This is a genomic window from Corynebacterium sp. HMSC036E10 (assembly GCF_001836265.1).
In the GTDB taxonomy this organism is placed as follows: Bacteria; Actinomycetota; Actinomycetes; order Mycobacteriales; family Mycobacteriaceae; genus Corynebacterium; species Corynebacterium coyleae.
Window position 1 is genome coordinate 107,888 of the sequence record NZ_KV827938.1, and the last position, 11,037, is coordinate 118,924.

Annotated in this window: 16 protein-coding genes; 1 reads left to right on the forward strand and 15 read right to left on the reverse strand. The window is 62.6% G+C overall.

Going from position 1 to position 11,037, the window contains the following annotated elements; genetic code table 11:
- Positions 1–40: 40 nt before the first annotated feature.
- The 7 genes from tsaD to HMPREF2736_RS01625 are packed head-to-tail and all read right to left on the reverse strand — an operon-like array spanning position 41 to position 4,936.
- Positions 41–1,084, reverse strand: a complete 1,044-nt coding sequence (gene tsaD, locus HMPREF2736_RS01595) for a tRNA (adenosine(37)-N6)-threonylcarbamoyltransferase complex transferase subunit TsaD (protein ID WP_070422768.1) — start codon at positions 1,082–1,084, stop codon at positions 41–43.
- A 3-nt stretch (positions 1,085–1,087) separates the two neighbouring features.
- Positions 1,088–1,552, reverse strand: a complete 465-nt coding sequence (gene rimI, locus HMPREF2736_RS01600; protein WP_070450557.1) for a ribosomal protein S18-alanine N-acetyltransferase — start codon at positions 1,550–1,552, stop codon at positions 1,088–1,090.
- Positions 1,552–2,190, reverse strand: a complete 639-nt coding sequence (gene tsaB / locus HMPREF2736_RS01605; RefSeq protein ID WP_070422766.1) for a tRNA (adenosine(37)-N6)-threonylcarbamoyltransferase complex dimerization subunit type 1 TsaB — start codon at positions 2,188–2,190, stop codon at positions 1,552–1,554. Before tsaB ends, rimI begins: the two co-directional genes overlap by 1 nt.
- On the reverse strand, positions 2,190–2,693 hold the full coding sequence (locus tag HMPREF2736_RS01610) for a hypothetical protein (protein ID WP_070422765.1): 504 nt from the start codon (positions 2,691–2,693) through the stop codon (positions 2,190–2,192). Before HMPREF2736_RS01610 ends, tsaB begins: the two co-directional genes overlap by 1 nt.
- Before the next feature lie 10 nt (positions 2,694–2,703).
- Positions 2,704–3,171 (reverse strand): tRNA (adenosine(37)-N6)-threonylcarbamoyltransferase complex ATPase subunit type 1 TsaE, encoded by a 468-nt coding sequence (gene tsaE, locus HMPREF2736_RS01615; protein WP_083322943.1) that lies wholly within the window; start codon positions 3,169–3,171, stop codon positions 2,704–2,706.
- Positions 3,172–4,257, reverse strand: coding sequence for an alanine racemase (alr, locus tag HMPREF2736_RS01620; protein ID WP_070828770.1), 1,086 nt, complete (start codon positions 4,255–4,257; stop codon positions 3,172–3,174).
- A gap of 19 nt (positions 4,258–4,276) precedes the next feature.
- Positions 4,277–4,936, reverse strand: coding sequence for a hypothetical protein (locus HMPREF2736_RS01625; RefSeq protein ID WP_070828747.1), 660 nt, complete (start codon positions 4,934–4,936; stop codon positions 4,277–4,279).
- Between the two features lie 75 nt (positions 4,937–5,011).
- Between HMPREF2736_RS01625 and HMPREF2736_RS01630 the strand changes: the two genes are divergently transcribed.
- The gene (locus HMPREF2736_RS01630; RefSeq protein WP_070828748.1) at positions 5,012–5,866 is read left to right on the forward strand and encodes a dienelactone hydrolase family protein; all 855 of its coding nucleotides are present in this window, start codon (positions 5,012–5,014) and stop codon (positions 5,864–5,866) included.
- Between the two features lie 34 nt (positions 5,867–5,900).
- On the opposite strand, the gene HMPREF2736_RS01635 is transcribed toward HMPREF2736_RS01630, so the two are convergent.
- The 8 genes from HMPREF2736_RS01635 to HMPREF2736_RS01670 all read right to left on the reverse strand — a co-directional run bounded on the left by HMPREF2736_RS01635 (position 5,901) and on the right by HMPREF2736_RS01670 (position 11,009).
- Complete coding sequence (locus HMPREF2736_RS01635) at positions 5,901–6,146, reverse strand: hypothetical protein (protein ID WP_141739346.1); 246 nt, start codon at positions 6,144–6,146, stop codon at positions 5,901–5,903.
- Between the two features lie 54 nt (positions 6,147–6,200).
- Positions 6,201–7,223, reverse strand: a complete 1,023-nt coding sequence (locus tag HMPREF2736_RS01640; RefSeq protein WP_070820716.1) for a hypothetical protein — start codon at positions 7,221–7,223, stop codon at positions 6,201–6,203.
- A complete protein-coding gene (locus HMPREF2736_RS01645) occupies positions 7,220–7,537 on the reverse strand; it encodes a hypothetical protein (protein WP_070450572.1) in 318 nt (105 codons plus the stop codon). Before HMPREF2736_RS01645 ends, HMPREF2736_RS01640 begins: the two co-directional genes overlap by 4 nt.
- A 103-nt stretch (positions 7,538–7,640) precedes the next feature.
- Positions 7,641–8,984 carry a phosphoglucosamine mutase gene (glmM, locus tag HMPREF2736_RS01650; RefSeq protein ID WP_070820717.1) on the reverse strand — a complete coding sequence of 448 codons (1,344 nt, stop codon included), beginning with the start codon at positions 8,982–8,984 and terminating at the stop codon, positions 7,641–7,643.
- Positions 8,985–9,120: 136 nt separating this feature from the next.
- Positions 9,121–9,660, reverse strand: coding sequence for a 30S ribosomal protein S9 (gene rpsI, locus HMPREF2736_RS01655; protein WP_070422757.1), 540 nt, complete (start codon positions 9,658–9,660; stop codon positions 9,121–9,123).
- Positions 9,660–10,103, reverse strand: a complete 444-nt coding sequence (rplM, locus tag HMPREF2736_RS01660) for a 50S ribosomal protein L13 (RefSeq protein WP_070422756.1) — start codon at positions 10,101–10,103, stop codon at positions 9,660–9,662. The genes rpsI and rplM overlap by 1 nt, the downstream gene beginning before the upstream one ends.
- A 291-nt stretch (positions 10,104–10,394) precedes the next feature.
- Entirely contained in the window at positions 10,395–10,679 is a 285-nt protein-coding gene (locus HMPREF2736_RS01665; protein ID WP_070422755.1) for a WXG100 family type VII secretion target, read from the reverse strand.
- An 18-nt stretch (positions 10,680–10,697) separates the two neighbouring features.
- Positions 10,698–11,009: a WXG100 family type VII secretion target gene (locus HMPREF2736_RS01670; RefSeq protein ID WP_070422754.1), complete on the reverse strand. Its 312-nt coding sequence runs from the start codon at positions 11,007–11,009 to the stop codon at positions 10,698–10,700.
- Between the last annotated feature and the right edge of the window lie 28 nt (positions 11,010–11,037).

Below are 11,037 nucleotides of genomic sequence, written 5' to 3' on the forward strand. Positions count from 1 at the left end.
TCAATGTAGCCCCTCCCTGGTGACCTCGCTCGGCGAGGGATTACACGAGCGGAACCTCTACCTCGAGCGACGTGTCCGTGCCTACGCCCAAATCAGACGGCGTGGCCCCTTCGTGGATGAGCTGACCCGCAAGCGCTGCGATCATCACACCGTTGTCGGTGCAGAGTTTGAACCGTGGCACACGCAGTTCGATGCCGCGGTCGTCGCAACGCTGCTGCGCGAGTTCACGAAGACGACTGTTGGCCGCCACACCCCCGCCGAGCAGCAGGGTGTTCGCGCCGGTGTCCTCGCAGGCCATGATCGCCTTGGCGGTAAGCACGTCGCAGACTGCCTCCTGGAAGGACGCGCACACGTCCTCCAGCGAGATCACGCGGCCCTCACGCTCGGCGGCCTCAACGTGGCGCGCGACCGCGGTCTTCAGCCCAGAGAACGAGAAGTTGTAACGGTGTTCGCCGCGCAGATCCTCCGCACGCGACAGCGCACGAGGGAAACGCACCGCATTCGGATCCCCCTGCGCAGCTAACTTGTCGACGACCGGACCACCCGGATAGCCCAACCCCAGAAGCCGGGCCACCTTGTCGTAGGCCTCACCAGCAGCGTCGTCGAGTGTGGTGCCGAGTTCCTTCATCGGCTTGCCCACCGCGTCAACCTCGAGCAGCTGCGTGTGCCCGCCAGAGACCAACAGCGCAATCGAGTGCGGCAAGCTTTCCCCCTCGAGGTTGGCCACAGCGACGTGACCGCCAAGGTGGTTCACGCCGTAAAAGGGCACGCCCCAGGCGGCGGCGTATGCCTTCGCGGCGGAAGCGCCAACCAGCAGTGCGCCTGCAAGACCGGGCCCGATCGTGGCTGCTACGGCATCTGGCTTCTCAATACCAGCGTCCGCCAGCGCCTTTTCCATCACCTGCGGCATCGCCTCAAGGTGTGCACGGGAGGCGATCTCCGGCACCACACCACCAAAGCGGGCGTGCTGTTCCATCGAGGACGCGACGACGTCGGCAAGGATTTCCATCGTGCCGTCGTCATGAAGGTTGATGATGCCTACGCCAGTCTCGTCGCAGGAGGACTCGATACCGAGGACAATCATTGCTTACACCCTTTCGCTCTTGCGCGGGCGCGTCATGGTGTACGCGTCCATGCCGGAGGCCTGATAGTAGTTCTTCCGCACGCCGGCGGTGAAAAACTCGAAACGTTTATACAGCGCGATCGCGGGCTCGTTATCCACCCGCACCTCAAGATAGACCGGACCATCCATGAGGTCAGCGGTGTGCATCATCTGGTCCATCAACGCCCGGCCCAGGCCGCGGCCCTGCTGTTCGGGGTCCACCCCGATGGTGTGGATTTCAAACTCTGGGTCGTCGCGCGGGCCCAGCATTGCAAGCCCCGCGTACCCAAGCATCCGGCCTGCTTCAAACGCACCGAGGTAAAACGTGTGGGGCGCAGCAATCTCTGAACGAAATGCTGCCTCCGACCACGGGTTATCCCCGGCGAACAGGACAGCCTCTATCGCTGCCGCCGCGGCCGCATCGCCGACTGTCAGTTCACGGAACTCCATCACGGCAGCGCGGGCGACTTCGGAGCTTGCTTCGGTGGCACCGCATCCGGCCGACGCAAATACAGCGGGACGAGAGGCTCCGGGGTGGCGCTCAGATCCGCCACAGCAACCAACCCAGCCGGGGCCGGCGCATGGTACGCAATAGTGCCTGCTACGACCGTGACCTGCTCTGCAAGGTTGTCGGGCACGCTCAGCACGTCCACCTGCTCCACTGGCAGATCCGCCGGCTTACATACCTCGGGGCCTGCAACACGGGCACCGTCGTTGTACCGGGCCCAGTACACCTCGCGGCGGCGGGCGTCGGTCACCACAAGCACATCGCCTTGGCGGTCTACCGCTACCGCATCGTGGGTGCATACCCCATGCACCGGAATGCCAAGCGCCTGGCCAAGCGCAGAGGCGGTGGCCATCCCGACACGCAAACCGGTAAACGGGCCCGGCCCGCAACCGACAACGATGGCGTCGAGGTCGGCGAAGGTGAGCGAGGCTTCGTCGAGAAGCACCTGCACTGTCGGCACAAGCTGCTCGTTGTGCGCACGCGTAGCAACGGTTGCCTCAGCAAGCGTTTTCGCCGCCTCGGTATCCACGACACCTGCGACCAAATCCGTAGTCGCCGTGTCGAGGGCGAGCACCAGCATTACTGGCCCATCCCCAGAGCCCACTGGCCCTTCGTGTTGTAGAACGGCATTGCGGTGTTCAGCGGGAAAGTCTCCGACTGCGGAACAGTGCAGATGTCGACCTTCTTCAACTCAACCGGGTCGATCAGGGCAGTCTCACCCTCCGCTGGGATCAGCAGCACGTAACCCATCTCGCCGTTGAGGTCCACATCCTCATCCGTCAGCGCGAAGGCTTCCTTCTTCGCCTTCACCAGCTCCTCCGGCTCGCCTGGGCACAGCGTGGTGTACCCCATGTATTCGTTTGCGTCGTACACCCTGGACGGGTCAACGAGCTGCGCGGCAACCACGTCACCGCCCGGACGGGTCTGCAGCAACGCACGCGTCAGCGAGTTCGTCGGCTTCACCTCGTCCACAGCGTTCGAGCCACGGGACTGCGGAATGAAGATGATCCCGATCAGGATCACCAACCACAGCACCGCCGCAAGAATGATCCAACCACGGGCTTTGCTACTCGTTTTCAGCATGGGTGTAAGCCTACATCCCCTCCACGACACGCCAGGAAACTATCCTGCCCTCAGTCTCTGCGAGAGTCTCCCGATCCAACTGCACGAGAATGTGGCGCGCCCCCAACTGCTCCATCAAACCGCCGCCCCATTCTGCGACCACCACGGCATCTTCCAACTCGGTATCCAGGTCGAGCGCATCGAGCTCACCCAGCGGATCGTCGCCGAGACGGTAGGCATCCACATGCACCAACGTGGGCCCGCCCACAGTGGAAGCGTGTTGGCGCGCGATGACAAACGTCGGACTGGTCACGCGTCCCTTCACCTGCATGCCACGCGCAATACCTTGTGTGAATGTGGTCTTGCCGGCGCCGAGCGGGCCATCCAGGATCACTAGATCCCCCGCCTCAAGTGCTGCGCCGAGCTCCTCACCAAGCTGCTGCGTATCGACGACACCCTCACACACCCGCTTTCCCTCACGCGCAAACGTGTCCTTCACTTACTCCTCCCCTACATAGGTGCGAAGCGTTCGGCCCTCCGGCGCGCACACAACCTCATAGTTGATCGTGCCGGCGGCCTTAGCCAGATCAGTTGCGCTGCGACCACCCGCACCGAAGATGATTGCCTCGTCGCCTGCCTGGACGTTGTCCTCGTTTGCGCCGAGCCACACCACAATCTGGTCCATGCTCACACGCCCAACCTGGGTGTAGGTCTGGCCATTGATGGCGATCTCCAACGCACCCTGCCAGCTACGGTGCACGCCGTCTGCGTAACCGGCCGGAATCACTGCGGTGTAGCCGTCCTCGGGCGCTTCCCAGGTGCGTGCGTAACTGGTTGCTTCGCCCTGCTTCATCGGCTTAACCGCGATGACCTGGCCCACCCACGTCATCGCCGGCTTCAGGTCGTGGTCAAGTCCCGCCACCGGTTCGAGCCCGTACAGGCTCACGCCCGGGCGCACCATGTCAAAGTGCAAATCCTTGCGCGTCCAAGTCGCTGGCGAGTTCGCCATGTGGTTTCGCTCCACACGCAATCCGGCCGCACGCGCCGACTCGATCGCCTTGCGGAAGTTCTCCGCCTGGAAATCCGTGTAGGGGTCGACCGGGTTGTCGGCGCACGCCAGGTGCGTCATCAAACCAGCAACCTCAATCTTGCCGGCCTGCTCCGCCTCAAACGCCATCTTGAACGCCGCTTCCCACTCCGGTTCGTCGATACCGGAGCGGTGCATGCCCGTATCCACCATGAGGTAGACGGTGCGGTGCGTGGGTTCGTCGATAAGCAACTGCAAATGGGCAAAACTCGGCGCGCCAAGATCGATACCCTCCGGCAACTCCTCGTGGATACTCCACAACCAGGCGAGCACAGGCTTCTGTGTGACCTCACGGACACGACGAGCCTCAGCCAACGTGGCCACGCCGAACGCATCTGCGCCATTGCGATCCATCACCGGAACACACTTTTCGACGCCATGGTTATAGGCGTCCGCCTTCACCACACACATGAGTTTCGCCTCGCCTGCCTGCTCTTTCAGACGGCGAGTGTTGTGCGCAATCGCGCCTAGATCAATCGTTGTACGGAGCGGAAACATACGCCCCATTGTGCACCACCTACAGCAGGTGCACGACACCCAGCACAGTCAGCATTACTGCCACAGCCCACGTCGCCGCTGCCGTCACCTGCTGCGGGTGGCTGCGCGCCCACGCAAACCCCCTGCCTGCGAGACTTTCAGGACGAGCGCGCACCAACCCGACCAGCAGCGCACACAGCGTTGGCAGCGACAACGCCACCGAGGCGTACAGCGGAATCGCCGCGTAACGCACCTGCGCGTCAATACCCGAGGCGGACAGCAACGCAAGCCCGCCGTAAAACGGTGCCGAGGTTGCCGACTGCACCAGCCCCAAGACAAAACCCGTAAGCACCGGCAGCGGACCGGGTGTGTGCAGGTGCTGCATGATCTTCTGCGTCAGCGCCTGGTTGTCACCGCCACGCATGGCAAGCACCGCCGTCAGCAGTCCCGTTGCGATCAGCAGCACACCGAAGACAGGGCCGTTGACAAAACGTTCAACGGCGGAGCCCAACCCGTCGAAAATGACAAGCATCAGCAGCGCAAGCCCCGCCACCCCCAGCCAGTCACCGGCAATCAGCAACGATGTCGTCTTGGCGTAGCGGCCGTTTCCCCGCGGCACCGCAATACCTACTGCAACGATGACCCCGATGAGCAGAAGGTTCACCGAATCGACGAATGCGAGCTGTAACGCGCCGAGCATCCTGCCTCCTGAGTAACCCCGCCTGCAACGATGGACTCACCCTAGTCCAGACAAGGATGCAGTAGGATCGTCGGCGTGTCTGCGAAGCTAAAGAAACTCTCTGACCTGTCCAAGCGTGGCCCCCACCGCGTCCTTGAAGGCGACTTGGGCTACACGGGCCTACCCGGCAAGGTGTACACCCCTGCCGAGGGCAAGAACCTGCCCGCTGTCGCGTTCGGCCACGACTGGACGAAAGACATCGACGACTACCACGGCACACTGCGCCACCTGGCCAGCTGGGGCATCGCAGTCGCAGCACCCAACACCGAAACCGGGTTTAGGCCAGATCACCGTGGCTTTGCTGCAGACCTGGAGACGAGCCTGCAGATCCTCGCCGGCGTGCGACTAGGCAACGGCAACATCTCTGTCTCCCCAGGCAAACTCGGCATCGTCGGCCACGGCATGGGTGGTGGCGCCGCAGTGCTTGCGGCGGTAGACAACCCGAAGGTGAAGGCTGTGGCGACGGTGTACCCGGCAAACGTCGCACCGTCCGCGGTGGAAGCAGCCCGTGCGCTCTTCGCCCCCGGCATGGTCATCGGTCCCGGCGAGGACGGCGATTCCTTGTTCGACCCGGGCAACCCCGCAAAGCTTGCCTACAACTGGGCGGGCGATGTGGTCTACCGCGCACCGAAGAAGGGCGATCAGCAGTCCTTCTCCGAAGACGGCATGATCAAGCGCATCCTCGGCGTGGGCAAGTCCGACCGCTCGCTGCAGGAAACCGTGCGCGGCTTGCTCGTGGGCTACTTGCTGCACGTGCTAAACGACGAGAAGGCCTACGCCGGCTACGCGGAAGCCGACGCCGAAGGCTCTGGCGTGGTCTCCCTTTCTGGCGAGAAGCTCGCCAAGGCCGCGGGGCTGGCCCGCGACAACGCCGGTTTCTCCCTGTTCTAGGGCGGCGCGCTTCCGCGAGGTTCTCACTCGCGGGTTAGGCCTCTTCGCCCACGCCGGGCTGCTCCGGCGGAGTCCCCCGGGCCTGGCTTTGCAGCACCGCATGCACCTGCGCCCTTCTTGCGCGACGCGCCGCAGACACACGCGAGCGTTCCAAGGTGTAATCCCCACGCGGCGCGACCGGCTTCGGCCGTTCCATCGTCTCGCGCGCTCTGGCGTAGTGCTTCGCAGTTTGTTCCATCTTGTTCTGGTGCTCGCGCATCATGGCCTCAAAATCAGCCATGCGTTTTTGCGTCCTACGTTGGAACTGGAGCACAAACAACTCGTAATCCATTGGTTACCACTCCCCCGTTTTCTTCATTGCCCACGGATCCTGCCCGCCCTGAGCGCCTGATTGTGCCCCGTCTGCGCCACCTACGGAAGCAGCCGTTGTATCGACGTGCTGTGCCTTCTTCGGCGGTGGTGGCGGCTCTTGCACCTGCGACAGTTCTGGCGGTGGGGCGATAACCCCATCCTTAGTCGGTGTCGGTGCAGGTGCAGGCGGTGGCGGTGGCGTTGGCGCCGGTGCTGGAGCAGGTTTCGGTGCTGGTTTCGCCGGCGGTTCAGGCTCCGGCTTCGGTGCTTCCTCCGGCGGGCATTCCACCTCTCCTTGTGCGAGGTCGAGCTCAACGCCCAGCTTCAGCCCCACATCGACCGAGATATTCACGCCGGCGGCCACAGTGCCGACCGAGGAGCTTGCAACCGTGTCGCATGGTTTCTCCACCGCAGGCTCTGGCTGGGTTTGCGCCGCCTCACCAGTGCACTCGGCAATGCTGTCGAGGCACTCCCGGATCACCCCATTTCGGTCCGTGGTCGTTGCCGTTGCACACCGCAGCGCTTCGATGATCACCTCTACGGCGATCTCCACAATCTGAGTGATCCCGCAACGCTGCGCGATTTCGAACACACGGCGCGCAGGTTCCAAGATCGCACGAATCGCCATATCAGCTGAGCGCACGATCGCTTCTATCGCCGAAGAGCACTCTCCAATACGCTGGCCTACCTGCTTGACGTGTTCAAAGTGGTCGGTCTCGCGGGCTTCATTTCGGCACTCCCGATCCCGGATGCCCACCTCTTCAAACCATCCGCTGTTATCTGCCGTGCACGTGCGCGCTGGCGTATCCGGACGCTCACAACTCAACGCCAATTGCAAGCCGATCTGTGCGAACACCGAAAGGTCGAGCCCGTTGATACAGGAGGACTCGGACATCAACTCACCGGCAAGGCCTCGCACGGCATTGCGCTGGTGTTCTGGCACCTCAGGTGCAACCTCGACCGCTTCGACGAGGGTGCGGACATCATCTTGCACTGTCGGCATCATGGCTGCTCCACCCCCTCAAGTACCTCGGCTGCGAGTGCATCGGCGGCCACGATGTCGTCGGTAAGCGCGAGCACCTGCTCCCAGTTCTCGCTACGGACCTCTAAAAACCGCTTCGACGTACTGTGAAGCGCCTCAAGTGCCTCAGCAACACGCCGGCCTTGCTCCGCGAAGCCATCGCCGAAAGCAGACGGGTCCACCGTGATGCGCCTCGTGTCGAGGTCGTGCGCCGCAGCACGGTACGCGTTAATCGCGGCACCGTACTGCGTTCGAACATTGTCAACGTCAACGTCGACAGCACTGACATGTCGTGTCATTTCCCACCCCTGAAAAGATTCCAGTCCAACTATTTCTACTTAGTTAGACTCCCCCAACGCCCCGGCGGTTCCCTGCCGGGGCAAAAAACTTCTTACTCAGAAGTTACACGGCTGCGACGACCGCCGCGAGCTGTCCGGCAACCTTTCGTGCCTGTTCTTCCTCAGCTGCTTCCACCATCACGCGGAACAGCTCCTCGGTACCCGACGGACGCAGCAAGACACGACCGGTATCGCCCAGCTCCGCTTCAGCTTCGCGGATCGCGGCGGTAACGGATTCGTCGTCAAGAATGCGCGACTTGTCTGAGACCGGAACGTTGATCAGCGTCTGCGGCAGCACGGTCATCACACTCGCCAACTCAGCGAGCGACTTCCCGGTTTCAGCCATGCGTGCCATGAGCATCAGACCGGACAGCACGCCATCGCCGGTGGTCGCATGCTCCGGAACCACAATGTGGCCGGACTGCTCGCCACCCAAGGAGAAGTCGCCACGGTTGAGCTCTTCGAGGACATAACGGTCGCCCACTTTGGTCTCCCGCATCTCGATGCCCTCGCGCTTCATTGCCTGCTTCAGCCCCAGGTTGCTCATCACCGTGGCCACCAGCGTGTTGGAGCGCAACGAGTTGTTGTCGCGCATCGCGGTTGCCAGTACAGCCATGATCTGGTCGCCGTCGACAACATTGCCCTCGGCGTCCACAGCCAAGCAACGATCCGCGTCACCATCGTGCGCCAAACCAAGGTCCGCGCCGTGCTCAACCACTGCGCGCTGAATCTGCTCCATATGCGTGGAGCCTGCGCCGTCGTTGATGTTGTAGGCGTCGGGCTTGTTAAAGATCGCGGTCACGTCAGCCCCCGCTGCCGCATACGCCTTCGGGGCTACCTCGAACGCTGCACCGTTCGCGCAGTCCACCACAACCTTGATGCCCGACAGGTCGGTGCTTACCGCATCAGCCAGATGCGCCAGGTAGCGGCTCTGCGCATCTGGGGCCTCCTCAATCACACGGCCGATGCTGGTGCCGGTCGGGCCGGCTTCCTCCAGCTCGTCCATGGCGCGCTCAATCTCGTCTTCAATATCGTCCGGCAGCTTGTGACCACCAGCGGAGAAGAACTTGATCCCGTTATCCGGCATCGGGTTGTGGGAGGCGGAAATCATTACACCGATGTCGGCTCCGTAGTCGTCCGTAAGAAACGCCAAGCCAGGCGTCGGAATCACACCGACACGCAGCACGTCCACGCCCTTCGACGCCATGCCGGCTGCCATCGCTGCCGCCAGCATCTCACCGGAGACGCGCGGGTCGCGCCCAATGAGCGCTACTGGGCGACGCTTCCCCGAGCGACGGTCCTTCGTCAGCACCGTTGCCGCAGCTGCGCCGAGCTTCAACGCCAACGGCGCTGTCAACGCCTCGTTGGCCAAGCCGCGAACACCATCAGTTCCAAACAATCGAGTCATGCCCACAATTATGCATGCTTGCTGCAATTGCTTATCGACGAACCCTCGCAACCGGTCCGCTCACCAACAATGACAGAAGAAACGGCAAACGCCGCCACCCAGAACATGGGCGACGGCGTGTGGAGTAAGCCAGCGATTAACGCTTGGAGTACTGCGGTGCGCGACGGGCCTTGTGCAGACCAGCCTTCTTGCGCTCCACGGCACGAGCGTCACGGGTGAGCAGGCCGGCCTTCTTCAGGGTCGGGCGCTCAGCCGGGTTGTAGATGTTCAGTGCGCGGGCAATAGCCAGACGCAGAGCACCGGACTGGCCGGTCGGGCCGCCACCGGAGATGTTGGCCTTGATGTCGAACTGGCCCTCGCGCTCGAGCAGCGTCAGCGGGGTCAGGATGTCCTGCTGGTGCAGCTTGTTCGGGAAGTACTCCTCGAACTCACGGCCGTTGACTGTGATCTTGCCTTCGCCCTCGACGACGGTCACGCGAGCGATTGCGCGCTTACGACGACCAACAGTCTGGATCGGGCCCTCGTGCAGCGGTGCGACCTCAACGGTCTCCTCAGCAGCGTCAGCCTCCGGCGCAATTGCGTCACCGATGGTGTAGTTGAACTCCTCGGTTGCTGCGGTTGCGGCATCGATGTCGGTGTCGGCAGCGAGGTTGTCGTAGTTGTTCGGCTCGGTCATTACTGTGCCACCTGCTTAAACTCGTAGGTTTCCGGCTTCTGAGCAGCGTACGGGTGCTCGGAGCCGACGAAGACGTGCAGCTTCTTGATGGACTGGCGGGAGAGCTTGTTGTGCGGCATCATGCCCTTCACAGCTTCCTCGATCACGCGGTCCGGACGCTCGTCCAGTGCGCGGCCCAGGGTCATGGACTTCAGACCACCCGGGTAGCCGGAGTGGCGGTAACGCATCTCGCGATCGCGCTTGTTGGAGGAGATGTGGATCTTGTCGGCGTTGATCACGATGACGTGATCGCCGGTGTCAACGTTCGGTGCGAACTGCGGCTTGTGCTTACCGCGCAGCAGGTCTGCTGCGGTGGAAGCAAGCTTGCCCAGCACCACGTCGGTTGCGTCGATGACGTACCAGTTACGGGTCACGTCACCGCTCTTCGGGTGGTAAGTAGACATGCATGACTCCTTAAAGTCTGTCTAGATTGCTGCCGGCCATACTTCGCATGTTCCTCGACGGTTCCGGCGGCCGGTGGAGACCCGAAACGCGCGTCAGGCGGGACACACAGGGGTTAAACACTACGGCAATCTGGCCACAAAACAAAAACGCCGCCGCAGGTGTTCCCCATAGTCACCTGCGGCGGCGTTTCCCCCGAGTCCCCCTTTTTCTTTTGTGGATGCGCCGGGGACGGGTCTGCCGCGCCCTATCCCCCGATAGTCGGCGTTGTCGCCCCGACGCAAGTCTGTTGGTTAGCCCCAGCTGTTCGCTGCAGCGTTGTTGACGGCCAACATGGTGGAGTTGCCATCTTCAACGGTCTGCGCGATCTGGGTGAGGATCTGGTTGAGATCCTCTGCCGCTTGATCCCACTTGGCTTGGTGTGCCTGGTAGGCGGTGGCGGCGGTACCTTCCCAGGTCTGGACCATGGGCTGGAGCATCTGCTTCAGTTCGGCCAGGTCGCCGTTGATGCGGGATGCGGATGCGCGCATGTCTTCGGATGCGCCGGCGATCTGAGCGAAGTCGTATTTGATCTGCATGGTGGTTCCCCCTTGTGGTTAGAGTGCGAGTCCGCCAGCGAGCTGACGGAGGCTGTCGGTGTTGGTTGCGTCGGTGGACTCGTAGTGCTTCGCGTTGTCGCGAATGTTCGCGGAGATCGCGGTCAACGCCTCCGACAAACGCTTTTGAGCGTCGTCGTAGCGCATCATCAGGTCGTCGAAACTGCGCTGCGCGTTGCCCACCCAGTAGTTGCGAGTGGATTCGACTACCTGTTGGATGCGATCGATTTCACGGTTGACGTTTGCGTTGGTGTCGTCGGTACGGTCTGCGGCGGCGCGCATGACCTCCGCTTCAGTGGCGAACAGCTCCATGGTTTCCCCCTTGTGTGTTTAGGTTGGA

Excerpts from the sequence above, each read along its gene's own strand:
- HMPREF2736_RS01625 (WP_070828747.1), bottom strand. The coding sequence starts at position 4,936 with ATGCTCGGCGCGTTACAGCTCGCATTCGTCGATTCGGTGAACCTTCTG.
- tsaD (WP_070422768.1), bottom strand. The coding sequence starts at position 1,084 with ATGATTGTCCTCGGTATCGAGTCCTCCTGCGACGAGACTGGCGTAGGC.
- rimI (WP_070450557.1), bottom strand. The coding sequence starts at position 1,552 with ATGGAGTTCCGTGAACTGACAGTCGGCGATGCGGCCGCGGCGGCAGCG.
- HMPREF2736_RS01645 (WP_070450572.1), bottom strand. The coding sequence starts at position 7,537 with ATGACACGACATGTCAGTGCTGTCGACGTTGACGTTGACAATGTTCGA.
- rplM (WP_070422756.1), bottom strand. The coding sequence starts at position 10,103 with ATGTCTACTTACCACCCGAAGAGCGGTGACGTGACCCGTAACTGGTAC.
- HMPREF2736_RS01640 (WP_070820716.1), bottom strand. The coding sequence starts at position 7,223 with ATGATGCCGACAGTGCAAGATGATGTCCGCACCCTCGTCGAAGCGGTC.
- HMPREF2736_RS01635 (WP_141739346.1), bottom strand. The coding sequence starts at position 6,146 with ATGGCTGATTTTGAGGCCATGATGCGCGAGCACCAGAACAAGATGGAA.
- HMPREF2736_RS01665 (WP_070422755.1), bottom strand. The coding sequence starts at position 10,679 with ATGCAGATCAAATACGACTTCGCTCAGATCGCCGGCGCATCCGAAGAC.
- HMPREF2736_RS01670 (WP_070422754.1), bottom strand. The coding sequence starts at position 11,009 with ATGGAGCTGTTCGCCACTGAAGCGGAGGTCATGCGCGCCGCCGCAGAC.
- HMPREF2736_RS01610 (WP_070422765.1), bottom strand. The coding sequence starts at position 2,693 with ATGCTGAAAACGAGTAGCAAAGCCCGTGGTTGGATCATTCTTGCGGCG.
- glmM (WP_070820717.1), bottom strand. The coding sequence starts at position 8,984 with ATGACTCGATTGTTTGGAACTGATGGTGTTCGCGGCTTGGCCAACGAG.
- alr (WP_070828770.1), bottom strand. The coding sequence starts at position 4,257 with ATGTTTCCGCTCCGTACAACGATTGATCTAGGCGCGATTGCGCACAAC.
- tsaB (WP_070422766.1), bottom strand. The coding sequence starts at position 2,190 with ATGCTGGTGCTCGCCCTCGACACGGCGACTACGGATTTGGTCGCAGGT.
- rpsI (WP_070422757.1), bottom strand. The coding sequence starts at position 9,660 with ATGACCGAGCCGAACAACTACGACAACCTCGCTGCCGACACCGACATC.